Source organism: Lysinibacillus sp. NPDC097868 (genome assembly GCF_044761135.1).
Taxonomy (GTDB): Bacteria; Bacillota; Bacilli; order Bacillales_A; family Planococcaceae; genus Lysinibacillus.
On record NZ_JBIWBS010000002.1, the window covers coordinates 242,369 to 266,934 of the forward strand.

At 36.1% G+C, this 24,566-nt stretch carries 22 protein-coding genes; 20 read left to right on the plus strand and 2 right to left on the minus strand.

Translation table 11 applies throughout. The features are described from left to right. The first annotated feature begins 96 nt into the window (after nucleotides 1-96). The 13 genes from ACIQXJ_RS16035 to ACIQXJ_RS16095 all read left to right on the plus strand — a co-directional run bounded on the left by ACIQXJ_RS16035 (nucleotide 97) and on the right by ACIQXJ_RS16095 (nucleotide 15,377). A complete protein-coding gene (locus tag ACIQXJ_RS16035; RefSeq protein WP_403055165.1) occupies nucleotides 97-864 on the plus strand; it encodes a hypothetical protein in 768 nt (255 codons plus the stop codon). A 181-nt stretch (nucleotides 865-1,045) separates the two neighbouring features. Continuing rightward, complete coding sequence (locus ACIQXJ_RS16040) at nucleotides 1,046-1,963, plus strand: HNH endonuclease (protein WP_403055163.1); 918 nt, start codon at nucleotides 1,046-1,048, stop codon at nucleotides 1,961-1,963. Nucleotides 1,964-2,329: 366 nt separating this feature from the next. Continuing rightward, nucleotides 2,330-5,134, plus strand: a complete 2,805-nt coding sequence (locus ACIQXJ_RS16045) for a putative Ig domain-containing protein (RefSeq protein WP_403055161.1) — start codon at nucleotides 2,330-2,332, stop codon at nucleotides 5,132-5,134. 335 nt (nucleotides 5,135-5,469) lie between these two features. Continuing rightward, entirely contained in the window at nucleotides 5,470-6,192 is a 723-nt protein-coding gene (locus tag ACIQXJ_RS16050) for a GntR family transcriptional regulator (protein WP_401012844.1), read from the plus strand. Nucleotides 6,193-6,277: 85 nt separating this feature from the next. Further along, on the plus strand, nucleotides 6,278-7,579 hold the full coding sequence (locus ACIQXJ_RS16055) for an SLC13 family permease (protein WP_403055159.1): 1,302 nt from the start codon (nucleotides 6,278-6,280) through the stop codon (nucleotides 7,577-7,579). A 10-nt stretch (nucleotides 7,580-7,589) separates the two neighbouring features. Beyond that, nucleotides 7,590-8,357, plus strand: a complete 768-nt coding sequence (locus ACIQXJ_RS16060) for an amidohydrolase family protein (protein WP_403055157.1) — start codon at nucleotides 7,590-7,592, stop codon at nucleotides 8,355-8,357. A gap of 187 nt (nucleotides 8,358-8,544) precedes the next feature. Continuing rightward, nucleotides 8,545-9,117: a hypothetical protein gene (locus ACIQXJ_RS16065; protein WP_403055155.1), complete on the plus strand. Its 573-nt coding sequence runs from the start codon at nucleotides 8,545-8,547 to the stop codon at nucleotides 9,115-9,117. Nucleotides 9,118-9,606: 489 nt separating this feature from the next. Further along, nucleotides 9,607-10,911: an MFS transporter gene (locus tag ACIQXJ_RS16070; protein ID WP_403055153.1), complete on the plus strand. Its 1,305-nt coding sequence runs from the start codon at nucleotides 9,607-9,609 to the stop codon at nucleotides 10,909-10,911. 70 nt (nucleotides 10,912-10,981) lie between these two features. Continuing rightward, nucleotides 10,982-11,587: a TetR/AcrR family transcriptional regulator gene (locus ACIQXJ_RS16075; RefSeq protein ID WP_403055151.1), complete on the plus strand. Its 606-nt coding sequence runs from the start codon at nucleotides 10,982-10,984 to the stop codon at nucleotides 11,585-11,587. A 328-nt stretch (nucleotides 11,588-11,915) separates the two neighbouring features. After that, nucleotides 11,916-12,470, plus strand: a complete 555-nt coding sequence (locus tag ACIQXJ_RS16080) for a hypothetical protein (RefSeq protein WP_403055149.1) — start codon at nucleotides 11,916-11,918, stop codon at nucleotides 12,468-12,470. Continuing rightward, the gene (locus tag ACIQXJ_RS16085; protein ID WP_403055147.1) at nucleotides 12,454-13,497 is read left to right on the plus strand and encodes an arginase family protein; all 1,044 of its coding nucleotides are present in this window, start codon (nucleotides 12,454-12,456) and stop codon (nucleotides 13,495-13,497) included. Before ACIQXJ_RS16080 ends, ACIQXJ_RS16085 begins: the two co-directional genes overlap by 17 nt. Then, the gene (locus ACIQXJ_RS16090) at nucleotides 13,481-14,380 is read left to right on the plus strand and encodes a hypothetical protein (RefSeq protein ID WP_403055145.1); all 900 of its coding nucleotides are present in this window, start codon (nucleotides 13,481-13,483) and stop codon (nucleotides 14,378-14,380) included. The genes ACIQXJ_RS16085 and ACIQXJ_RS16090 overlap by 17 nt, the downstream gene beginning before the upstream one ends. Continuing rightward, a complete protein-coding gene (locus ACIQXJ_RS16095) occupies nucleotides 14,349-15,377 on the plus strand; it encodes a class I SAM-dependent methyltransferase (protein ID WP_403055143.1) in 1,029 nt (342 codons plus the stop codon). The genes ACIQXJ_RS16090 and ACIQXJ_RS16095 overlap by 32 nt, the downstream gene beginning before the upstream one ends. Before the next feature lie 151 nt (nucleotides 15,378-15,528). Here the strand turns inward: ACIQXJ_RS16095 and ACIQXJ_RS16100 are convergent, their stop codons facing one another. Next, nucleotides 15,529-17,145: an MFS transporter gene (locus ACIQXJ_RS16100; RefSeq protein ID WP_403055141.1), complete on the minus strand. Its 1,617-nt coding sequence runs from the start codon at nucleotides 17,143-17,145 to the stop codon at nucleotides 15,529-15,531. A gap of 193 nt (nucleotides 17,146-17,338) precedes the next feature. After that, nucleotides 17,339-17,905: a TetR/AcrR family transcriptional regulator gene (locus tag ACIQXJ_RS16105; protein WP_403055139.1), complete on the minus strand. Its 567-nt coding sequence runs from the start codon at nucleotides 17,903-17,905 to the stop codon at nucleotides 17,339-17,341. A gap of 136 nt (nucleotides 17,906-18,041) precedes the next feature. On the opposite strand from ACIQXJ_RS16105, the gene ACIQXJ_RS16110 reads away from it, so the two are divergent. Genes ACIQXJ_RS16110 through ACIQXJ_RS16140 form a run of 7 tightly spaced genes read left to right on the plus strand, consistent with a single transcriptional unit; the run spans nucleotide 18,042 to nucleotide 24,564 of the window. Beyond that, nucleotides 18,042-19,613 carry a class I adenylate-forming enzyme family protein gene (locus tag ACIQXJ_RS16110; protein WP_403055137.1) on the plus strand — a complete coding sequence of 524 codons (1,572 nt, stop codon included), beginning with the start codon at nucleotides 18,042-18,044 and terminating at the stop codon, nucleotides 19,611-19,613. A 22-nt stretch (nucleotides 19,614-19,635) separates the two neighbouring features. Beyond that, complete coding sequence (locus ACIQXJ_RS16115) at nucleotides 19,636-20,799, plus strand: acyl-CoA dehydrogenase family protein (protein ID WP_403055135.1); 1,164 nt, start codon at nucleotides 19,636-19,638, stop codon at nucleotides 20,797-20,799. A gap of 21 nt (nucleotides 20,800-20,820) precedes the next feature. Beyond that, a complete protein-coding gene (locus ACIQXJ_RS16120) occupies nucleotides 20,821-21,336 on the plus strand; it encodes an FAS1-like dehydratase domain-containing protein (protein ID WP_403055133.1) in 516 nt (171 codons plus the stop codon). 11 nt (nucleotides 21,337-21,347) lie between these two features. Beyond that, nucleotides 21,348-21,788: a hotdog family protein gene (locus tag ACIQXJ_RS16125; RefSeq protein WP_401012814.1), complete on the plus strand. Its 441-nt coding sequence runs from the start codon at nucleotides 21,348-21,350 to the stop codon at nucleotides 21,786-21,788. 4 nt (nucleotides 21,789-21,792) lie between these two features. Continuing rightward, a complete protein-coding gene (locus tag ACIQXJ_RS16130; RefSeq protein ID WP_403055131.1) occupies nucleotides 21,793-22,959 on the plus strand; it encodes a thiolase C-terminal domain-containing protein in 1,167 nt (388 codons plus the stop codon). A gap of 6 nt (nucleotides 22,960-22,965) precedes the next feature. After that, nucleotides 22,966-23,382: a Zn-ribbon domain-containing OB-fold protein gene (locus tag ACIQXJ_RS16135; RefSeq protein WP_403055129.1), complete on the plus strand. Its 417-nt coding sequence runs from the start codon at nucleotides 22,966-22,968 to the stop codon at nucleotides 23,380-23,382. Between the two features lie 12 nt (nucleotides 23,383-23,394). Next, nucleotides 23,395-24,564 (plus strand): acyl-CoA dehydrogenase family protein, encoded by a 1,170-nt coding sequence (locus ACIQXJ_RS16140; RefSeq protein ID WP_403055127.1) that lies wholly within the window; start codon nucleotides 23,395-23,397, stop codon nucleotides 24,562-24,564. Nucleotides 24,565-24,566: the final 2 nt, after the last annotated feature.

Below are 24,566 nucleotides of genomic sequence, written 5' to 3' on the forward strand. Positions count from 1 at the left end.
TATTTTTTACCAATGTAAATATTTTATCCAGTACAATTATTTTCTGATTGATAATGAAATAAAGGGTATTTTATAGAAAAGAATAAGGTGAAAACTATGCATACACTTGATGAAAAAATATTAAGTAGACTACAACAGAGTGCACCAGAAAATTGCACAATTGTCCCTAGAAGTACGCCTGTAATTGCATTTGGGAGGTTTAGAACTGCAGAGATTGCTACTATTAGCTTAAATCCGAGTTATAAAGAATTTGATTTGGTTAATGGGAAAAATAGGTTTCATACTCTGGATAGTTTAGGATTACATAGTTATGCTGATATTAAAGCAGAACATGGAGAACAGATACTAGATTATTGCGAAAGATACTTTGAGAGAAATGTGGTTTATAAAGATTGGTTTAATCGAATTTCAACATTTATTAAGAATTCCACTGGATACGATTATTATGAAGGAACAGCTTGTCACCTAGATTTAAGCCAATGGGCTACAAAAGACATATGGGGAAAATTAAATAATTATCAACAAAAGGATTTAGTAAGTACTGGTGACATAGAATTGCTAGGGGAAATAATTAAGTATGGGAATTTTCATACTTTATTTTTAAATGGAAAGAAAACTACAATGGAGATTTTTAATTTCTTTGATGTACAACCTAAAAAGGTATTGTTACGTCAAACAACAAAAATAGATGGGAAAATTAAAAATAAAGTTGAAGGGTTCGTATCTACAACGAGAAGTATTGCTGGGGTAGAAATCGGAAGAGAAATTACATTAATAGGTTGGAATACCTATGTGAAATATGCAGGTGAAGATGTTTTGATGTTAATTTCTGAGTGGATAGAAAACGAATTAAGTAAAAGATGACTATTTATAAATATTGAAGCCATAGGTTGCTCAATTGAAAGGAGCTACTATGGCTTTTATTATTTGTAATGAACGAATACGTACTTAAAAAACGAGTTTATGTATTAAAACAATTATATATACATAAATACTTTGAAGACTTTAGCTATAATAGAAGTAATGAATAGAAGAGGAGAACATAATGAACCACTATATCGTCATGCAAGGGCACACCTATCAAGAAGAAAAAGAAGCAGAAATCATTTGGTCACCACAAAAAGATAAAGGCGGAAACACTCCGCACTCATGGCGACGTATGGAGGAAGTTAGCTCAGGAGATCGTATTTTTCATTACGTAAAAGGAAAAATCGTTGCGATTAGCATTGCGCTGTCTGATTGTGAGGAAGGCAAAAAGCCTGCTTCTCTAACAACATATGACCAGTGGGAAGAGCAAGGTTTTCTCGTGAAGCTGCAATACCATGAATTAGAACAACCATTAATGATTAAAGATTACTTTAATGAGTTGAAAGTGTTATTGCCTGTTAAATACTCAGCTTTCCAGCAAGATGGGGATGGAAACCAAGGCTATTTATATCCATGTAATGAAGAACTTGCGATCAAGCTATTAGATATTATTAGTGATATGAATATTTATCAAGTGGATGATGAACAGCTAGAATTTGCGATTGGCACGGTAGTACGTACAGAACGAAATACGCTTATTCCAGTGATTACCGAAACAGAAGCGGAAGCGAAACGTAAAATTCGTATTGGCCAAGAGAAATTTAAAGCGGCTTTAATCCCTTTATGGAATCATCAATGCGCACTTTGTGGTATTGAGCTACCGGCGCTTCTACGCGCAAGCCACTCTAAGCCTTGGCGCGAAAGTTCGAATGAAGAACGCCTAGATCCGTATAATGGTGTATTGCTTTGCTGTAATCATGATGCATTATACGATCAAGGTTATATTACATTTGATGGAACAGGCTTAATTCACATCTCAGAACGAATTCCAGCAGCGAATTATGGAATGTATAACATTCATCAAAAGATGAAGGTTTTAAGATATGAAGAGAATAAGCAGTATTTTAGATGGCATAGGAAAAATATATTTCGATAATATGAAATGCAGGATGGGTTTAAAACCTCTCTGCATTTTTTTATGCTTTGAAAACCCCTTCATGTTTTATGTAACCCTGCACTCTATCAATAATCTCTAGCATATAAATATCGCTAAGAGGTTATTTTTTGAATGTTAATGCTCTAATGATTAACATTCGTCAGTATCACCATGTTTTTATCTATAGTACTTTTAAAGGGTATGTACTTATTACTATAGAATACATACTTATAAAAAGTGAACTGAAGATCAAGTTAAAGGAGGTAAGGTGAGATTCCTCTGATATCAGAAGATAGGCTTCTAGTTTGAGAAAGAATATTGCTCGTCAGAATAGAAAGATAGAATTAAAAGGAGAGGATGTTGATAGTGGTTAAAAAAATGGCGTTGCTTGCTGTTTCATTGATGATGGTAATATGCATTTTAAATTTTGGAACTCAGAAGATAGATGCTGCTTCTACAACGTTATCGCCGAAACTAACAGCGACATTTGATGGGACCTCATCTTATGTAGGTGGCTACAGTGGGGATTTGTATGCTGGTTATATTTCTGCTGCAGGTTCGTTTAAATCGGGGTTGGGTTTCGTTTTGTCTAGTATTACAGGAGTAAGTACAGCTTCAGGCGACCCCATCTTTAGTTTCCCAGTTGCCCAAGTGAATACAGTAATTGACAATGGAAATACTGCGCCAACAATGACGGGAATTGGTAATAAAACAGTTAATGAGGGCAGTCAGCTGACATTCACTGCATCAGCAACAGATGCAGATGCAGATATACTAACTTATAGCTTAATCAATGCACCAACAGGAGCGAGCATAAATGCTACGACAGGCGTATTTACTTGGACACCAACAGAGGCCCAGGGGCCAGGCATCTATGCATTTACCGTGCGTGTGAGTGACGGAATGTTACTAGCTGAAGAAAGTATTACAGTTACGGTGAATGAAGTAAATAGTGCTCCAATGTTACAAGCAATTGGTTATCAAACAGTTGATGAGGGTAGTCAGTTGACATTCACGGCAATAGCAACAGACGCTGATTTACCAGCCAATACGTTAACCTATAGCTTGGTTGGTGCACCAACAGGAGCGAGCATAAATGCCCTGACAGGTGTATTCACCTGGACACTAACGGAAGCACAGGGGCCAGGCATCTATATATTTTCAGTGCGTGTAAGTGACGGAATGTTACTAGCTGCAGAAAGCATTACGGTTACGGTGAATGAAGTAAATAGCGCCCCAGTGTTGCAAGCAATTGGTGATAAGAGAGTTAATGAGGGTAACCTGTTGACATTTACGGTGACAGCAACAGATTCAGATTCAGCGATATTAACATACAGTTTAGTTGGCGCACCAACAGGAGCAACTATAAATGCCATGACAGGCGTATTCACTTGGACACCAACAGAGGCCCAGGGTCCAGGTATCTATACATTTACCGTGCGTGTAAGTGACGGAATGTTAACAGATGAAGAAAGCATTACGGTTACTGTGAATGAAGTAAATAGCGCTCCAGTGTTACAAGCAATCGGTAATAAAACAGTTGATGAGGGCAGTCAGTTGACATTCACGGCAATAGCAACAGACGCTGATTTACCAGCCAATACGTTAACCTATAGCTTGGTTGGTGCACCAACAGGAGCGAGCATAAATGCCCTGACAGGTGTATTCGCCTGGACACCAACGGAAGCCCAGGGGCCAGGCAGCTATACATTTACTGTACGTGTAAGTGATGGAATGTTAACAGATGAAGAAAGCATTACGGTTACGGTGAATGAAGTAAATAGCGCCCCAGTGTTACAAGCAATCGGTAATAAAACAGTGAATGAGAATAGTCAGCTGAAATTTACTGCTTCAGCAACGGATGCAGATGGAAATATACTAACTTATAGCTTAGTCAATGCACCAACAGGAGCAAGCATAAATACCACGACAGGCGTATTTACTTGGACACCAACGAAAGCACAGGGTCCAGGCAGCTATACATTTATCGTCCGTGTAAGTGACGGATTATTAACAGATGAAGAAAGCATTACAGTTACGGTGAGTAAAGTAAATAGCGCCCCAGTGTTACAAACAATTGGTAATAAAACAGTCAATGAGGAGAGTCAATTGACATTCAAAGCTTCAGCAACGGATGCAGATGGAGATACATTAACTTACAGTTTAGTAGGTGCACCAACAGGGGCGAGCATCAATGCGACGACAGGCGTATTTACTTGGACACCCACGGAAGCACAGGGGCCAGGTAGCTATACGTTTATTGTGCGTGTAAGTGACGGAAGGCTAACAGATGAAGAAAGTATTACGGTTACGGTGAATGAGATTAACAATGTTCCTATATATAATAATACCGATGCTACGTCAACAACACCTATTAAATTAGAGCCAATTAAATATAAGATTATTTTTAATACAAATGGTGGAAGTGCCATTGGTATTAAAAGCTTAGAAAAAAATAAAAATATAATAAAACCTGAAAATCCCAAGAGAGAAGGTTATCTATTTGAAGGGTGGTATAAAGACCCTGAATTTAAAGTTAAATGGGATTTCGAAAAAGATGTTATAACTGTATCAACGACCTTGTATGCAAAATGGATTGAAAATAGTAAAGAAATTGTTGAGTCCAAAGAAGAAGAAAAGCCGACTACCTATAATTATTTTTCAGATGTTTCAACACATTGGTCGAAAGAAATGATTGAAGAAATAGCCGCTTTAGGTATTATTAACGGTTATCCAGATGGAACATTCCGTCCAAATGAGCCGATTTTAAGAAAACATATTGCTATTATGATTAACCGTGCCTTGGATTTAAAACCAATACGTGAAAATGCTTCATTTAGTGATGTATTACCAAATCATCCTTACTATAAGGAAATTCTATTGCTTCAACAAGCAGGTATTGTCGATGGCACAAATGGTCAATTTAAACCTGATGAATTTTTAACTCGCGCACAATTGGCAAAAATTATTGTAATTGCTTTTGATTTTGAACTAGGTGATGAAAGTAATTTTGAAGACTTATCTAAAAATCATTGGAGTTATCGATACGTTGCTGGTTTAGAAAAATTAGATATCGTGCAAGGGGATAATGGGAAATTTAATCCTCAAGATTCTATTACAAGAGCTCAATTCGTTGCAATCTTGTATAGAGCGTTAAATTTAACAAAATAATAATGCATTAAAATATAGTACAGAACTTAAGCCATCTAAATATAGATGGCTTAAGTTAATTCAACAAATATAAAGCGTATAAATCAAAAGTAAAATCTGAACAAATTGCACGGATACAATTTGGGTTTTGTTTGAGTCTTCTATTTAGATTGTTATCTCCTTAGGTGTATTACCACTATTTTTGTATTTATCTCCAAAAACCCCCTTAAATACAAATAAAAAATTCAAAAAATTATGTTGATTCTTAACTTTTGGTTCTGTAAAATGTAAAACAAGTCATCTAGATGTATAGATGATATGGGGTGTAATATAATTTAATTCATAGGAGGGTGAGCATGAGTAATTATAATTCTCTGATACCAAAGTATGTTCAGATTGCAGATAGGTTAAGAATAAAAGTAGATGAAATGTATAAAGAGGGAAATGAAAAGTTTGCAAGCGATGATGAACTAATAAAGATGTTTGATGTCTCTAGAATGACGATTCGTCAGGCGGTTCAAGTGCTTGTAGAGGAAGGTCTTTTAAAACGTATCCAAGGAAAAGGGACCTTTATTGTTCGAAAAGAAAAATTGAAGACCGATATTGCTAAATTAGATACTTTTTTTCGAGGATGGTACCTAGAAAACTTTACTGTGGAGTTGCTATATCGGGGATCTGTTCCTTGTCCAGTAGGATTAGAAGAAAAATTGGGGGTACAGCCTGGAGAGGAAGTTTATCAAGTTAAACGCCTACGTCTTTCAGAGGGTATCCCAATTGTTATTGATAACCGCTATCTTTTAAAAAAGTACGGTGAACAAATTACTGATGAGGAATATGTGAATTATTCTTTTTCACATTTATTTTTAAATAAATTTAAGATGGCGCTTACTGAAGGGGAAATTGAAATAGAAGCAGTTCTTGCTAATCAAGAGATTTCCGAAATTCTTGGCATTTCTGAAGGTGCCCCAATTTTATATAGAAGTGTGGACTTAAAAGTAAAAAATGGCTGTGTTTTAACAGGTGCTTCTTCCTATCGTGGAGACATGTATAAATACAAATCATTATTAAGTTTAGACTAAGAAAAAATAAATATTTTTGGAAGCGCTTCATATGCAGGAAAGTACACACTATATAAATGACAGATAAATGAAGCAGGAGGAAATTATGTTTTATTCCATTTTAATCATCTTGGCAATAATTATTGCTATCTATATGGGTGAAAAACTTGATATAAATACTGGTTTAGTAGCTTTAGCATTCGCTTATTTAATTGGTTGTTTTGTGTTGGGGATGTCTATTAATGATTTATTGGCAACATTCCCAACAAAATTATTTTTAGTTATTTTCACATTGGCGCTCTTTTTTAATTTTGCAGTGGTCAATGGTACTTTAGAGAAAATAGCTCAATTATTACTTTATAGATTTCAAAAGCAAACAAAATGGTTGCCTTTAATTTTGTATTTTATTACAGCGTTAGTTTCAGGAATGGGCGCAGGTTTCTTTACTTCTGTAGCAGTTATGGGTGCCATTGCAATGGCATTATGTAAATCTTCAGGGATGAATAAATTAAATGCTTCATTCGCCGTTTCATTAGGTTCCCTTTCTGGTGCCAATTTCATGTATAGTGCGCATGGGGTTCTCTTTAACTCTTTGTTAAGCAAAACAGGTGTGGCTGAACAGGCTGATATTCTGACAAGAGATATTTTTGTTGTATCATTTATCTATCCGATATTTATCATGTTGATTCTGATGTTTTTTGATAGAAAAAATAGTCAAAACACTGTGTTGAATATAGAAAAACCAGAAGTTTTTACAAAAAAACAAAAAGTAAATATTGCTTTAATTATTCTTCTTATGGTCATTGTACTAGGAGTACCGATGCTCTCTAATTTCATGCCTGAGAATGAAATTATTCAGTTTATTAACGCACGTACAGACATTACTTTTTTAGCAATTGTATTTGCAATCGCTGCGTATATATTAAAATTAGCTGGGGACAAACCTAAAGAAGTAATGGCAAGAATACCTTGGAGTACGTTATGGCTTGTTTCAGGGGTTGGAATGTTAATTGATGTTGCAGTTGAAGCAGGAACAATCGATTTGTTAGCTTCTATGATTAATAATATGCCGACTTTTATTGTTCCTATTGCGGTAGCACTCATTGCGGGTGTAATGTCGATCTTTAGTAGTACGTTGGGTGTTGTGGCACCGCTTATGTTCCCTATGATTGCTGGTATAATAGATTCAACAGGTTACAGCGCTTCGTTAATTGCAGTTGCTATTATTATCGGTGCCCAATCGTCAGCGTTAGCGCCATTTTCTACGGGTGGGAGTTTAATCCTTGGTAACAGTGGTTTAAGCGAAGAGGAGTCTAAGAAGTTCTATAATGATTTGCTTTATAAAGCAACACCATTAGGGTTAGGGTTTGCTGTTGTCGCAACTTTGATTTTAATGTTTATTCTGTAGGGGGGTAGTTATGCAAAAAATATTTGACACTCATTTTCATATTATTGATCCGAAGTATCCTCTTGTAGAAAATCAAGGATTTGTCCCTGACTTTTATACAGTTGATGATTATTTACAGGAACTTAAGGAAATGTCGATTGAGTTAACTGGTGGCGCCATTGTATCAGGCTCATTTCAAGGGTATCATCAGCATTATTTTGAAGAGGCAATTTCAGAATTAGGTAATAATTTTGTGGGTATTACTCAGCTTCCATTTGATACAACAGATGAAGACATTTTAAAATTAAATGATATCGGAATAAAGGGAATAAGATTTAATCTCTACAGAGGACTATCTGCTTTACCAAAAGAAATTAATGAGCTATCAGAGAGAGTTTATAATTTATGTAATTGGAAAACTGAACTTTATGTAAATTTGCAAACAATTGATAAAGAAATTGAAGAATTAATGTTTACATTACCAAAAGTATCCATTGATCATCTTGGGATGCATAAGTGTTCAGTTGATAAGTTGAAAAAAATTGTTAATGCTAATATTCCAATTCGCTTAACAGGCTTTGGTCGAGTGGGATATGAGCGTGATGAAATACGTGAATTAATAACAATATTATTTAGCGAAAATCCGAGCAGCCTTATGTTCGGCAGTGATTTACCTTCAACTCGAGCAAAAGAGCGATTTTCCTACGATGATATTCAATTAATTAAAGAAACAGTAGGTAGAGAAGCACAAGATAAAATTTTCTTTGAAAATGGTGAAAACTGGTATCTTGATAAATAACTGATATTTATATCCCCCTATAGTAGACGGTAAAATGAAAGAACATTACTGTTACTATGGAGGGATTTTTTATAAATAGCAGTTTAAAAAAACACTTTAATACAAAGATAGTAATACATTTCTTCAAATTACCATCCATCCTAAGCTATACTAATATTTAACGCAATCGAATGGAGCTGGATAATAGGTGTTAAAAACCCAAATAGAATCATTAATAAACGAGCAAGCCAATATTAAATTAATCGACGTAGAAAAGTCGTATGCTCAAAAGCACGCATTGTTAAATGAGAGTGCAACGGTAGAAACGATTTCCTTGCAATTTGACGTGATTGAACGTTGCAATAAGGAAACTGAAGAGTTAGTAGCAGAAGAAACAACTTCGTTTCTGACAAAGCCTGTTCAATATTTAAAAGAGCATGCAAATGAATTTATGTATGTGACGTCTGAACGTTTTGATGTAATTCGCGTGGATTCGTTTGCGCTTGAATTTGATGGGGCGTTTGGTGTGTATAGTGCTTTGTTTGGACTACGATTGCAAAAGAAGTACAGTGAGTTTTTGCATTCGTATTTTAAAGCACATTTGCAAAATGAGAAGATGACGTATAGTGCGGCATTTTCTGGGGAAGACGGTCTTTGGGAAGTAAATCTTGCGTTAGATGCGCTGGATGGATTTAGTGAGCAGCAGTCACTTGACGAAGTGTTAGCACAATTATATTCTTTTGTTTTTGCACTTCTTGAGGAACTTGAAGCGGCTGTCTGATTTAGAATGTTCTTAGCAATCATAATAAATTAGAAGAGAACGCTAGTTGATTGTAGCGTAGGCGGTGACTCCTGCGGGAACGCACGCAACGTAAGACATGGGCAAACCGCGCGTTAGCAAGGGTTGCGGCTTACGTTTGTGCCCGCGGAAAGCACTGCCGTAGCGGTCATCAACGTATAAGCAAAAAAGTGTTAGCTTAATCGCCATCAAGCTAACACTTTTTCTCTAATAGATTTTTCACTTAAAATCTAATTTAAGAATAATGAAAGTAAAAAAATCATACCATGCTAAACAACAATCCGAAAAAAGAGGGATTTTCATTAAATGTGGGGGGGCTGCAATATAAAAATAGATAGTTAATTAAAAATAATTAGAAAAAATAAAAATGATATAGTATGATTGGAATTAAGAATTGCTCTTGAAAAAAGGCAATTATTTTTTTGAATTTAAAAAACTAACCAGTCAGTTTTAATAAGAGGAGGATATTAAATGATACGAGTATTCTTGGAAAGGGTAAAAAAGTCAAAGGCATTTTTCAGCATAAATAAATCATTTGTTTTCTTTGGTGTTGCAGCTCTTTTTCTTTATTTAACGAACCAGTTTTATATGCTTGGTCAAATAAACAAGTTGCTTGAAATAACGAATTCAACAGTTATGTTAGCTAGTGTATTAACGGTTATGGTGATACCTAGATTAATCATACTTCCTTTAGCGGGAATTTTAACAGATAAATATAATGAGAGGACTATTATGTTATTTGGATTTATAGGACTAACAATATTGATGGGATCAATGGGAATAATTGAACAGATGGATCTTCTGTCATTAAAAGTATTAATGATATATGCAGGTGTGTTTGGTGGAATTAGTGCAGTGATTTTACCGTCAACTTTCTCCATCATTCCTAAAATTATTAATCAAAACAATCTACCAAAGGCTAATGCTGCTATTCAACTAATTAACCAACTAACAATTTTTATTGGGCCAGCAATTGCTGGTATATTGTTAGGTTTTATACAACTAAAATTCTACTACGTAATAATTAGTGTCATGATGTTTTTATCAGTAATATTAATCTACTTTTGCAAATTTAGACTGTTAGATCATGAAACCGAAAACTTTGAACAAGTAGAAAAACAGCCACAGCCCGATAAAGGCATTAAAGGTTACAAGGTTATTTTTAGTACACCTATTTTGATATTATTATTATTGTTTACCGCGGTATTAAACTTGGGTGTTGCAGGTCCGCAACAAATAGGGCTTCCCATTTTGATTGATAAAGAATTAAATTTAGGCACTACGGAGTTGGGGTATTTACTGTCGGTTTTAGGGTTGGGTTCCATTGTGGGATCAGTATTAATTGGTTTTTTTAGTAAAAGAATGAATTTATTATTTTCGCTATCATTATTGGGTATCGTTTTTAGTTTATTGTGGTCATTCATTGTAAGACCAGATCATTTTATATTAATTAGCGTTTTGTTAGGTTTAGCCGGTATAGCAATAGGAAGTATTAATGTTATTTTTATTACCTTGCTTCAACTCCATAGTCCCCAGGAGATTCTAGGTAAAGTAATGAGTATACAATTAATGGGGTCAGTTGGGTTACAACCTCTGTCTTTTCTTATCTCTGGAATATTAATAGATAATTATGGCTTGCAAACTGCATTTTTATTAGGTGGATGTAGTATTTTTGCTATTTCTCTCATTCTACTTTTTATGTTTGTAAAAGGTAAAAAAGAAATAAATAAGAAAAAAAAGGGAAAAATGTTGACTAATTTTTCTGAACAATGTTAATATTTTTATAGAAACGGAATAGTCAGTTTTTATTTATTTATATATAACATATAACTTAAGGGAGTTTCATATGCCTAAAATATCAGAGGATAAAAAGATAGAAAGAAAAAAGAAGATTTTAGCTGCTGCACTTAACGAATTTTCTGAAAAGGGATATTCTGCAACGTCCGTAGATGACATTATAAATAGAGCCAATATAAGCAAAGGATTAATATATACGTATTTTAAAAGCAAAGAGGAAATCTTTTTGCAACTAGCGGAGTATTGGGAAGAAATGACCGATCAAAGGAAAGTTTTAAATTTTGAATTTCCTGAAGAATTTACTTTAACCGAAAAATTAATCACCATCTGGGATGGAATTGTGGATACTTGGACTTTAGAAAATTTACAGTTTGCACGTATACAGTTTGAATTTTGGTTTGAGTCTTCTAAAATACCTCAATTAAAAGAAACAATGAAGAAAAAATCGAGTAACAGCTTTCTGATAATTGAAAACATCATTATTAAACATTGCCCATCAATAGATAGAAATTTGCTAAATGCTTTTGTTAGGTTATGGTGGTCACAAGTAGACGGTTTAGTTATTTATTTTGTAAGTCATTCAACGTTACCTAATCCTAAGGAAATGGAAAAGATAAGAGGGATTATTGAGAAGATGTGTGAAATTCTAGAATAATTTAAGATATTTAAAGGAGGTGATACATATGAAAAAACAAACAAACAATCAGCCAAAACCGCTTACTGTTGAAGAGTTAATTAAACTAGAGGCAGATCGTAATGTAATTCGTTGTGTTATCCGTTGTTAGTTAACTTTTTATTATTAACTCAAGGAGGTGATACATATGAAAAAACAAACAAGTAATCAGCCAAAACCACTTACTGTTGAAGAATTAATTAAGCTAGAGGCAGATCGTAATGTAATTCGTTGTGTTATCCGCTGCTAATAGCTATAGACAGAAGGAGTTGCCGCTCTTTCTGTCTGTCTTAATATATGGGGTGATAGTTTGTTTTTTACAGATGTATTCTCTTTTATATTATACATTATTTTAATGATAATAATTCATGAGTTTGGACATGCAATTGCAATGTTATTAATCGGTGGAAAAATTAAAGGTTTTGAAATTTCCTTATCATCAGTTAAAGGAAAATTTCAATACCCTAATAAAATTAATATTCCCAAATATCTATTTTTTACTTTAAACGGTGTCCTTTTTCAATTATTAGTCTCATTGATTTTCATTATTACATGGAAAAGTACAATGTTAAGCATCTTTTCTCTTTTTTATTTATGTGTTATTGCTATAAATTTTGTACCTTTATCAATCACAGACGGTTCATTTGTATATAAAATTTACCCTGCTTTCAAGTTGAAAGTATTGCTATGGTCAATAGCAATACTACTGATTATTCTATCATCAATTGGCCTTTTATTTTTATGGGAAAGCAGTATTTACTTTAAATGGATGATGACTGCTATTTATTTACTACTTATTACAATGACTTTAAGAAGAATAGGATATTTATATTTGGAGGATAAGAGAATTGACCATCACATATGAAATCGTATCAAAAGATGATGAAAAAATAGTATTACGAGATATAGAAAAGAATGCATTTTATAAGATTGAAAATACAATCCCGTTCAACATAAAAGTTAGCGCATTTTTGAAAGAAGTAAAACCAATATTCAACTATATTTTTATAGATGAAGAACCAGATGTATTATTATTTGGTATTCCATTTAATCAAGGGAGTCGTAATCCTTTATCCCAGGTTAATCAATTTCCTCGATTGTTCAGAGAAGCCTCTCTAAAGCTGACACAGTTAAATCAGTATCCTATATCAAAATCCTTAAACTTTTTCGAATTAGATACCCAACAAAAAATAGATTGTGGTAAGGTATTAGACTTAGGAGATATTAAAATTTTCGAAAATCAGAATGAGCGGGATTCCATTCAAAAAGTAACTAATTACTGTTTAGATTCAACATTGCCATTTATATGCATAGGAGGCGATCATTCATATACATATGATATTATTTCTTCGTTCTCTAAATTCGATAAAAAAATTGTCATATGGGTACTTGACGCACACAATGATTTATTTGGTAATCCAGAAAAATTAGATCATGGAAATGTTTTCTTTAATATTGCACAACTGCCGTTTGTTGAAGCCATTATTCAAATTGGCGCAAGGGGATTTAGAACAGATAGTCAGTTGGTTCACCATCCCAAAGTTATTCAAATCACTAAACAACAAGCAACATGTGAAAAAATTTCTGAACTATTAGAGAAATATAAACATTTAGATGGCTATTTATCGATCGATATGGACTCTTTAGATCCAATTTATTTCCCTTATGTCGATTTCAGAGTCCCAAACGGTTTTAATAATGAAGAGTTACTGGAGATTATCAATTTAATTTTTAAACTTTCTAATATAAAAGCGGTAGATATTGTTGAAGGAACGGTTGGAGGTAATAGTAGTGGGGGAGACTATGACATACCATTACATATATTAATAAGAATATTAAATAATTTTTTTGTACGTAAAGGAGCGAAGAAAATAAATGAGTTCATCAAATAAATTACAATTCGATTATTTAATGGCATTTTCTAATATTATAAAAGAACTAAGGTATTTTGGAAATTACTCACCGCTGAACGTCTTTAACAAATATTCTGAGTATATAGCAATTTGTGATCAATATAGAATAAATAATAATTTCCATAAAGGTTTTAAAAAGACAGAGGGGTTCAGTATTGAAAAACTACAACAACTATATACTGAGACGGGTTTTGCCATAATTGGTATGCATTATGGTGCATATAAACCAGTACAATATAAAATTACTGATGAATTAATCAAAGTACATCCTGATAAGAAAATTTTATTAGTAGTTGATGAAGAATCTTATAATAGTGAAAGTGCTTCAATAGAAGTAGTAAAAACATATAGCAGACAAAATGTTGAGATGATAATTGCAGAAAAGTCAAATTCAGCATTAAAAATAGTACGTCATTTAAAAAATGGCGGTGTAGTAATCCTTTACTTAGATGGGATGACTGGATATGGGGAAGATAAGTACCCTATCCAATTACCATTTATTAGTTCTGAAATTAAAATAAGAAGTGGTATTTTTAGACTGTTAGAAAAAGTAAAGGTTCCAGTTATAGGAGTTATTACGCCTGAAATAGATGAAATATTGATTTCACTTCCTATTCAAACGAATAATGTAAATTCAACAGCATCGAATGTATTGAGTTTTTTCAGACCAACTATATTAAAAGAACCATCTCTTTGGAGATTATGGTATAGACATCATATGTTTTGTGAAAACTATCCTAATGTTTTAGACTACTCGAATGAAAATGTGGATATCGAAGATTGGATTTGTGAAGATATTTCTCCAACATTAGTCTTGAACAAAGAAACAGGTGATATTTATCAAAAAGTGGGAAATAATTGATGATAATATTGTATTGTGTGACAGAGAGAGTGGGAAATTAACAAATTTAAAACATTCTAAAATAGTAAGAAAAAAATTAACTTATAAATATTGGGATTACTTAGCGTGGGCAGTAGCTACAATTCCAAATAATAGAGTGTTATCAATAGGATTTGGGGCTGGAACTTTTGTGCAACTATTAGAGAAATGGGGCGCACATTCAAGTGGGGTCGGGCTAGAGATAGATGATAGTTTTGATGATTTTAATAAGTTGTATGCTAATTATGATGTAATATACGGTGATTTTAGAAACACATTACAAAGTGTTCATTCTGATTACGATACAATCATAGTAGATGTATACAATGAACAAGGATATGTAGAAGAAGCCTACGACTCTGTATGGATAGAAAAGTATCTTTCTTTAAAGAAAAAAGATGGAATAGTCATATTACATTGTTTAGATATTTTAGGAACCTTGACAGCGGCAGACATATCAGTACCAAAGGTTTCAACAATACTTAATTCTTTAATAAGTTCGGTTAGAAAACTTACAAATGAAGAAATATATATTGTACCTTTGTGGACAAGTTATTTATTGTGGATTGGTCCAGTTCCTAGACGAATTGATACAAATGTAGAAGAATTAAATTGGTTGGACAAATTTTTTAGACTTCGGTTGTGTCAGGTAGATATTCTAAATAATGACTTACCTGTTCTTGATACGCCCTGGTCATATCAAAGAATAAATCAGGTTAATTCTTCTATAGTTGAGTCTTTAAAAGAGCTAGATTATAGTGAATACGATAAGTATTCTAATCTTATCAAAATATTAAGTAATGTATTACAAAAAGAACCTACAATTGATGAAATCAATATGAGCATTGATATGTTGGAAAACTTAAATATAGGTGCAAATCCTAAAATCCATTTGTATAGCTTTTTATTAGCGATGAAAGAAGAATGGGTAAACGCTGAAAATGTTTTAGATGATAACAAATTAACTATTCATATTTAATGGTAAATGGTAACTTTGGGATTAATTCAATTATATACAAATATAGGAAAATTGAATGAATCAACTTTAACTCATGTAATTAAAATAGTAAAAGAACGTCCAACAAAGTCCACTAAAAGACTTCGTTGGACATTTTTCTTCGCTCCAAACCTTAAGAAACCGTCTCCTCCACAACGACCATTTCCTGCGCAATAACCGCCGTGGCCGGTGTCTTCTTCGCCTTCGGAATTAAGAAGCATAGGAACAGAATCGTAGCAAACAGTGCCATCGCAATGTAGGCGATGGTATGGACAGCGGACGTAAGACCTGCTGCATTTGCCGCGGTAAACATGGATTCGAACGATACCCCTAAAGATGTAAGATGTTCAGCTAATGCACCATTTTCGACAGTACCTGTTTGACCGGCGGCTATTAGTGCTGCTGAATGTTCGCTTGCAATGCCGGCTTCAGATGCAGAAGCGAGTAACGTTTCTTTAAATGCAGCGTCTTTAAAAATGGAGAATAGTACAATACCTGAGACAGAGCCTAATGGTGTGCCGAAATCGCGGATGAATGAAAATAGTCCTGCACCTGCCGCTAGTTTTTCTTTTGGTACTTCGTTTAAGGCAAATTTCATTAAAATTGGTGTATTGGCACCGGATACGAAACCAAGACAAATCGCTAATACCGCAATAATATTAAATGGTGTTGATGCGTCAAGCATAGTAAAGATGAACATTATAATCGTTGGGATAAAGAAAATCGTAATTAAAATGGAACGGCCATTGATTTTATCTGATAAGCGACCTACGACTAAGCCCCCTATCGATGATGCCCCGTATAAAAACATGTAAAATAATCCTGTTTGAGAGGCATCCCCGCCTGGACGTGAGGAGATAAAGAAATTCATGCAATAGATGAATAGCATAAAGGTTGCGACGATGAGCAAGTTAATGCCCACAGCCATACTAAATAGTTTAATTTTCAATAGGGATAGCTCGATTAGTGGATTGTTCATGCGATTTTCGCAAATCCACAATAGCACAATTGCCACTAAGCCTACAAATAACGTAATGATTGTATACGGTGAAAAGAAGCCAAACATTTTACCGATTGTTGACACGGACAATAATGTTATCGATGTAACAAAGATAAGGATGAGACCGATGAAATCAAAGGATGATTGCTTTTCTCCCTTCGATTCCTCTACGAAAATTAAGACAACAATTAAGCCAAGAAATGCTAATGCCGCACTAATCCAATAAATAATGGGCCAGCCATATTGTAATATCAAATAGCCTGCAATTGCAGCGCCTGACATGGCAGCGATAGCTTGTACGGATGAAAAGATGCCCGATGCCATTCCTCGTTTTTCGGGTGGGAAAATGACCCCGATATAAGCAATGGCGATTGGTAAAATAAAGCCAACCGCTACCCCTTGGAATACCCGCGCAACTAGGAAGACTGTGAAATCCGGCGCTATTGCAGCGGCAACTTCAGAAATAGTGAAAATCACCATGCCGATAAGCAACATCTTTTTTCGACCATACTGATCTGCTAGACGACCTACAATGGGATACAGTGTAGCGGAAGCAACATAAAAAGTTAGTAAAATTAAACCAGCTAAGTAGGTTGGAAGTTTAAAATGTTGCGAAATTACCGGAATGGCCGGTGCCTGAAATGCCATAGCCTCAATTGCTACAAATGCCCCGAAAACTAATGCTAAAAATTGAATCCATTGCGCTCGTGTAACCTTTGCATCTTGTGGTTTGTTTTCCGTACTTGCCATTTCTAATCATCCCCCTTAATAATAATAAAGCGTTTACAATCCAATGCATCTCCTTCTGCAAGAATTTATTAAGCCTCATTATAAGAGATATAATTTTCGGATTTCAATCCACAAATTTTATGAAAATGTCGTATAAACAACAATGTTTAGTGCTTTGATGGATTTTTACTAACATTTCGACAGTATTCTACTTTTAACTATTTAATTGCTGACAAAGCATGTTTGACTCAAAAAGTTTTGTCGTTTCTTGCGCTATAAATTGTGCGGAATATTGATAATATGTTTCAACACTCCAATGATAAATCATGCCTGTAATGACGGAGGCATAATACGTGGCAGCAATTTGAGGTGCTGGCATCTTGTCTTTTACTATAGTTAAAAATTGGTTATAGATCTCAGAAGAAAGTCTTTTCATAAAAGAATCGCTAAAAGTTAAAAATGTGTGGAAGGCGACATAGTGCTGTTCTACATAGCTAAAAATGGCATGTTGTACACCGTATTGAAAAAAGAAAGTTGGAGAAGGCTCTGCATGCTGTACCATCATCCCGCAAATATCTTCAATAAAATCCAAGACAATTTGATTTTGTAAGTGTTCCTTTGTGTGAAAGTGCATGTAAAAAGTAGAGCGATTAATATTACAACGAGCGACGATATCCGTAATCGAAACAACGGTAGAGCCTCTTTCTTGAACTAAAGAAATATACGTTTGCTTGATTAAGTTACGTGAATGCTGTGCACGACGGTCTTTTTTTACCTTCATAAAAACACCCCACAATTTTTAATTTTCCGTTCTAAATAAAAAATTTTGAAGAATTATTGCTATATTCGAAATTATATATTATCATAATCGAAATGACTATAATATTCTGAATATTCAATAAAGGAGGAGCGGTGAAATGAACGCATATTTGCTATTGTCAATTGCCTCAAGTATTGCACCAGAGCAAGAAATTTTAACTTTTTTTAATAGGCGATTAAGTTATGAGCAACTTGCCCATCGTGTAGGTGCATTGGCTAGTCGATTGGCAGCTGATGGTGTTAAACATGGGGATCGAGTGGGGGTTATTTCAACAAATAGCCCGGAAGTGGTAGAAAGTTTTTTTGCAGCATTTCAACTAGGTGCAACAATTGTTCCGATTAACTATCGTGCTAAGCCAGAAGAGTTGGAGTATATGCTACGAGATAGCGAGATTAAAGTTTTACTAATTGAAGGTCGCTATGTACAATCCATAGAACAATTTTTAAATAATCCGATGTGCAAAATTGAAAAGACGATTGTGATAGGCGATGACGCATATGGTTACGATTTATATGAAACATACATTGCGAATACTGAGCCGATGATTGACTTTGCCGACATAGATGAAGACGATATTGCGATTTTGCTCTATACGAGTGGGACAACGAGTTTGCCAAAAGGGGTCATGCTTACTTATACACAGCTAACGAATTATGTGATGGGGCATACCGAAGCGGCAACGGGCTTGCCAAATGGTGCATCGTTAACATGTGTTCCAAATTACCATGTAGCTGGGGCAACCAGTATTTGTAACTGTATTTATGGTGGTCGCCGTATTGTATTGATTCGCCAGTTTGAAGCAGATACGTGGCTAGATACGTTAGAGCAAGAGCAAGTGACACACGCATTTTTAGTGCCGACGATGCTAAAGCGTATTATTGATCATCCACGCTTCGAAAAAACCGATTTTTCAAGTTTACAAAGCTTATCCTACGGGGCGGCACCAATGCCATTCCCAATTATTCGTCAGGCAATTGAGATGTTCCCTTTATCAGTTGATTTTGCCAATGCTTTTGGGATGACAGAAACGACATCAACGGTCGCTGTATTAGGACCTGATGACCATAAGCTTGTGGGTACAGCGGAAGAAATTGAACGCAAGATTCAACGCTTACATTCGGTAGGAAAGCCATTGCCAAATGTAGACATTAAAATACTTGATGACAGTCATAATGAATTATCTCCTAATGAAATTGGTAACGTTTACATTAAAACCGCAAAGGCGATGAAAGGTTACTGGAATCGTCCAGAAGAATCAAAAGAAACGATGATTAAAGGCTGGATCAACACAAAAGATATGGGTTACTTAGATGAGGATGGCTATTTATTTTTAAAAGGGCGCAACTCAGACATGATTATTCGTGGTGGTGAAAATATTGCACCGCAGGAAATTGAAAATGTGCTTATGGCTCATCCGGAAATTTCTGATGCAGCAGTGATTGGTATACCTAGTGTGGAATGGGGCGAAGAGATTTTAGCGGTCGTTATTCCAAATAATGAACTTGCACCACCTGCTATTGCGGATATTACGGCATATTGTCGAGAGCGACTCGCTAGTTTTAAATGTCCTAGAATAATAGAATTTGCAACGGAATTACCACGTACATCATCAGGAAAGATATTAAAGCGTGATTTACGTGATCAATATACTACTAACTTAGTGGAATAAAAATAGAAAGGTGATGGAGTAGATGAAATTTGAATTAACAGCAAAACAAGAGTTGTTACGTAAGACCATTCGAGAGTACTTAGCGGAGCAAATAACAGAGGAGTTAATCGAGGAGTTGAAAGTAACACCAGAAGGGGGGCCTATCTGGAAGGCGTACATTAAAAAGCTTGGTGATGATGGTTGGCTCGGTGTTGGGTGGCCAAAGGAGTATGGTGGGCAAGGTCTTACACCGCTTGAGCAATATATTTTCATCGAGGAAATAGATCGCACAGGTGTCAATATTCCGTTCATTACGCTAGAAACAGTCGGTCCAACATTAATGAAATTAGGAACTGAGGAACAAAAAAATTATTTTCTACCAAAAATATTAAAAGGTGAAGTGGAGATAGCGATTGGCTATTCAGAACCACAAGCAGGTACTGACCTAGCTGCATTAGAAACAACAGCAGTTCGTGATGGTGATGAGTATGTCATCAACGGTCAAAAGATTTTCACGACAAACGCACATATTGCTGATTATATTTGGCTTGCAGCGCGAACAGATACAACAGTGTCAAAGCATAAGGGCATTTCGATTTTTTTAGTGCCAACGACAGATCCAGGATTTTCTGTAACCCCAATGGCTCTAATGGGAGAAGAAACGAATGTTACCTACTATGAGAATGTGCGGGTACCTGCTTCGGCGCTTGTTGGTGAAGAAAATAAAGGCTGGCAATACATTACTTCACAACTTTCCCTTGAACGTTTAATGCTTTCTACATATGCGCGTATGGAGCGTATGGTGGAAGAAACATTAGCATTTGCTCAAGAAGCAGTGATTGATGGTGAACGTGTCATTGATCGTCCATGGGTAAAAGAGCATTTTGCACAAATGAAGATGAATTTAGAAGTATTGCGTTTACTCAATTACCGTGCTGCGTGGGGACATGACAATGAACAAGCAGCGCCATTTAGACCTTCGATGAATAAAGTGTTTGCAGCTGAAATCAATCAGCGTGTCTTTGATTCTTGCATGCATATTATGGGGCTATTTGGGCAAGTGCGAGACGGCTCTGAATGGGCAATAGCGAACGGCGATGCAGAACATTATGCAAAGAAACGCCTCGTGTTCTTATTTGGTGGCGGTGCCAACGATGTACAACGTGATTTAGTGGCACGCTTTGGTTTAGGCTTACGCCGTGCTTAATACAAAGGAGGGAACGAAGACATGTCATTAACAACAGAAATGCTACAATCGCTAGTCGGCATTGAATCAGAGGTGACAAAAGGCACTGATGAAGTATGCCGTCCGATGATTCGCCATTATTGCGAAGTGATGGAAGATGCCAATCCATTGTATCGTGATGACGCTTATGCAAAGGCATCACGTTACGGAGAAATTATCGCACCACCAACACAGGTGCAAGTTTTTACGATGAATCCACTTTGGCCAAAAGTAGAGCGCGAAAAAAATTCGATGGAACATTTAGTAGATTTGCTAAAGGAGCATGGCTATTCTTCGATTGTTGCTACCGCACAAGTACAAGAATATTTTGTGCCAATGAAAATAGGGGATGACATTAGTTACACGCTGTCCGTGAAAGAAATTTCACCTTTGAAGCAAACGGCACGTGGTCCAGGTTACTTCTCGACATTTTTATATACATTTTTAAACCAGCACAATGAGGTTGTTTGTAAGCAGTCATTTACAATCTTATCGTATCAAGCGCAAGTGCAAGAATAGGAGGAATGGGAATGGAAGCGACGACATATGCAAGCATAACTTGGAATTCTATTGAAGTCGGAACGGAACTGCCTACTACTTCTAGGGAGGTAACAGCAGCACTCGTTGTGGGCGGTGCGATTGCAGCAACGCATGATTATGAAAACGTCCATCACGATCATTTGGCAGCAAAGGCAGCTGGCGCAGATGATGTGTTTATGAATATTTTAACGACGAACGGACTTGTCGGTAAATACTTAACTGATTGGGCAGGACCAGAAAGTACCTTGAAAAAAATTGCGTTGAAATTAGCAGTACCCAACTATCCAAATGACACGCTCGTCTTTAGTGGGCATGTGAAAAAGAAATATAAGGATAACGATGAATGTCTAGTAGAGATTGAGTTTGTCGGTAAAAACAATCTAGGCTATCACGCATTAGGAGAAGGCGTCTTAGCATTACCAAGGGGGTAAAGGTGTGGAAACGATTCAAGGGAAAGCAGCAATTGTAGGAATTGGACAAACGGAATTTAGTCAAAATTGCGGAAGAACGGAATTACGAATGGCACTTGAAGCGATTCTAGCTGCTGCAGAAGATGCAGGTTTAGCTATTAACGAAATCGATGGCATGGTCAATTATACGATGGATAGTGCTACGCAAATTGATATTGTACGGGCACTTGGGATTCCAAACTTAAGTTACTTCAACCAAATTCCGTATGGTGGTGGTGCGAGTTGTGGAACGGTGGCAAGTGCAGCAGCTGCTGTCGCATCTGGTATGGCGAACTACGTAGTTTGTGTGCGTTCCATTCGTGATGCATCTGGTCCGATGCGTTATGGCGATTTTGAGCCAACACGTGTAAGTGGAGATTTGCACATGGGCATGTATCATCCGTATGGCTTATTAACACCTGTGTCATGGGTAGCGATGTTTGCCAACCGTTATATTTATGAATATGGCATAAAGGATGGACAGCTAGCGTGGGCACCTTTAGTAAATCGCGAAAATGCAAATCGCAATCCGAATGCAATCTTTTATAATCGCAAAATGACGATGGAGGAATACTTGGCATCACCTATCAATGTCGAGCCATTGCGTCGACATGATTGTTGTCTAAGTACTGACGGTGCAATAGCAGTCATTGTAACAACCCGAGAGCGTGCTAAAGCATTAAAACAAAAGCCAGCAATTATAGCTGGAGCTAGCCAAGGGATGTCTACAAATGGAGAAGTAATGACGAGTTATTACCGCGATGAAATTACGTTTTTACATGAAGTAGAAGCGTACGGTAAAAAATTATTCCAACAAGCTGGCATTACACCGCAGGACATTGATGTGGCTCAGTTTTACGATGCATTTAGTCCATTAATTCCGATGCAACTAGAAGCACTTGGCTTTGTAAGTCGAGGTGAGGGGGTTGCGTATTGTGAAGGTGGCACGAGAATTAATCGTCATGGTGAGTTACCGATTAACACAGCGGGTGGCTTAATGTCGGAAGGTTATTTACATGGAATGAATTTAATTACAGAAGGTGTGCGGCAAATTCGTGGAACATCCACAACACAAATTGATAACGTGGAAAATGTGCTTGTTACAGGTGGTTTAGGTGTACCAACAAGTGGGCTCATTTTAAGGAAGGGGTAAAACAATATGGTGCAATATACGGGTATTGGCACACCAAAGCCAAATATGAATGAAGATACGGAAATGTTTTGGCACAAGCTTCAGGAAACAAAGAAATTGCATTTTCAACAATGTTGCAAGTGCGGTACGGTGTTACATCCCCCGCGTCCTGTTTGTTATAACTGTCACAGTTTCGAATTGGAATGGGTTGAGGCACCTACAAAAGGAAAAATCTATTCTTATGTTGTGTATCACCGTTCGGTACACCCTGGGTTTCAAACACCCTATGAAGTTGTGTTAGTCGAATTAGAAAATGGGGCAAGAATTGTCGGCAATATGCTGGATGCTGCTCCAGATGAAATGGCAATCGGTATGCCTGTAGAAGTAGTCGTGGACGATCAGGTATATGAAGACGTATCGCTTATTAAATTTAAAAAAATATGAGGAGGGTTCGTAATGGATTTTCATTTAAATGATATTCAAAAGGAGTTTAAGCAAACAGCTCGGAAGTTTTTTAAAGAGAAGTGTGGGCTAGAGGAATTACGCGCCTTTGAAAAAAATCCACATCATTATTCAGAAAAGCTTTATAACGAACTGATGGAGCTAGGCTTTGTCGGTCTTGTTGTGCCAGAGCAATATGGTGGTTTTGGTGGAGACTTTTTAGATTTAGCGATTGTCATGGAGGAAGCGGGTTGGGGCTTATTCCAAGGACCTTTCTTATCAACGATCGTGAGTGGTGTAATGCCAGTACTCACGCATGGTACAGAGATACAAAAAGAAAGTTGGCTACCAGCATTTACAAATGGAGAACAGAAAGTAAGCTATGCCATTGCTGAGTCACATGCGCATAACAAATTGGAGCATCTGTCGCTAGAAGCGGTTTTTGCTGGAGATAAATATGTGATAAATGGTACAAAGTTATTTGTTCCTTTTGCACAGTCAGTTGAAAAGTTATTTGTCGTAGCACGTACAGATCAGGGTGCTGTTGGTACAGAGGAAGGGTTGACAGTTTTCCTTATTGATACGGCTACAAAAGGAATTGAAGTAAAAGACATTCCAACGATTAGTGCAGACGGTTTATGTGAAGTGCAGTTCAATCATGTGGAAGTAAGTGCTGAGCAAATCTTAGGGAAAGTTGGAGAAGGGTTCCAAGTTGCTAGTGACATGCTAACGTTTGCAACAGCATTAAAATCTATTGAAATGACTGGCGTACTCAGTCGAGCAGTTGATATTACATCCGATTATGTCAAGGAGCGTCATCAATTTAATGTGCCAATTGGTTCGTTCCAAGCTGTTCAACATCGAATGTCGGATATGTTAACAATTGTTGAAGGCGGTCGTCTAGCAGCCTTTCATGCCTTTTCAAGATTAGTAGAAGGCAAAGATGCGACAACAGAAGCAGCCATTGCAAAAGCTTGGCTTAGTCAAGAAGGACAAAAAGTAGTGACAGGTGCACATCAACTACACGGTGGGATGGGAATTGATTATGACTATCCACTACAGTTTTGTTATCGTCGCTTTAAAGGGCAACAACTAGAATTTGGTACGTCAGAAGTGCATCTGCGTAATCTAGGTGAATGGTTGTCCATAAAGCCAGAAGAACCTTCAAAAGTATCTAGTATGTAAGG

Excerpts from the sequence above, each read along its gene's own strand:
- ACIQXJ_RS16105 (WP_403055139.1), bottom strand. The coding sequence starts at position 17,905 with ATGAAGGTAAAAAAAGACCGTCGTGCACAGCATTCACGTAACTTAATC.
- ACIQXJ_RS16060 (WP_403055157.1), top strand. The coding sequence starts at position 7,590 with ATGCAAAAAATATTTGACACTCATTTTCATATTATTGATCCGAAGTAT.
- ACIQXJ_RS16090 (WP_403055145.1), top strand. The coding sequence starts at position 13,481 with ATGAGTTCATCAAATAAATTACAATTCGATTATTTAATGGCATTTTCT.
- ACIQXJ_RS16140 (WP_403055127.1), top strand. The coding sequence starts at position 23,395 with ATGGATTTTCATTTAAATGATATTCAAAAGGAGTTTAAGCAAACAGCT.
- ACIQXJ_RS16040 (WP_403055163.1), top strand. The coding sequence starts at position 1,046 with ATGAACCACTATATCGTCATGCAAGGGCACACCTATCAAGAAGAAAAA.
- ACIQXJ_RS16070 (WP_403055153.1), top strand. The coding sequence starts at position 9,607 with ATGATACGAGTATTCTTGGAAAGGGTAAAAAAGTCAAAGGCATTTTTC.
- ACIQXJ_RS16050 (WP_401012844.1), top strand. The coding sequence starts at position 5,470 with ATGAGTAATTATAATTCTCTGATACCAAAGTATGTTCAGATTGCAGAT.
- ACIQXJ_RS16110 (WP_403055137.1), top strand. The coding sequence starts at position 18,042 with ATGAACGCATATTTGCTATTGTCAATTGCCTCAAGTATTGCACCAGAG.
- ACIQXJ_RS16135 (WP_403055129.1), top strand. The coding sequence starts at position 22,966 with ATGGTGCAATATACGGGTATTGGCACACCAAAGCCAAATATGAATGAA.
- ACIQXJ_RS16120 (WP_403055133.1), top strand. The coding sequence starts at position 20,821 with ATGTCATTAACAACAGAAATGCTACAATCGCTAGTCGGCATTGAATCA.
- ACIQXJ_RS16055 (WP_403055159.1), top strand. The coding sequence starts at position 6,278 with ATGTTTTATTCCATTTTAATCATCTTGGCAATAATTATTGCTATCTAT.
- ACIQXJ_RS16075 (WP_403055151.1), top strand. The coding sequence starts at position 10,982 with ATGCCTAAAATATCAGAGGATAAAAAGATAGAAAGAAAAAAGAAGATT.
- ACIQXJ_RS16125 (WP_401012814.1), top strand. The coding sequence starts at position 21,348 with ATGGAAGCGACGACATATGCAAGCATAACTTGGAATTCTATTGAAGTC.
- ACIQXJ_RS16115 (WP_403055135.1), top strand. The coding sequence starts at position 19,636 with ATGAAATTTGAATTAACAGCAAAACAAGAGTTGTTACGTAAGACCATT.
- ACIQXJ_RS16100 (WP_403055141.1), bottom strand. The coding sequence starts at position 17,145 with ATGGCAAGTACGGAAAACAAACCACAAGATGCAAAGGTTACACGAGCG.
- ACIQXJ_RS16035 (WP_403055165.1), top strand. The coding sequence starts at position 97 with ATGCATACACTTGATGAAAAAATATTAAGTAGACTACAACAGAGTGCA.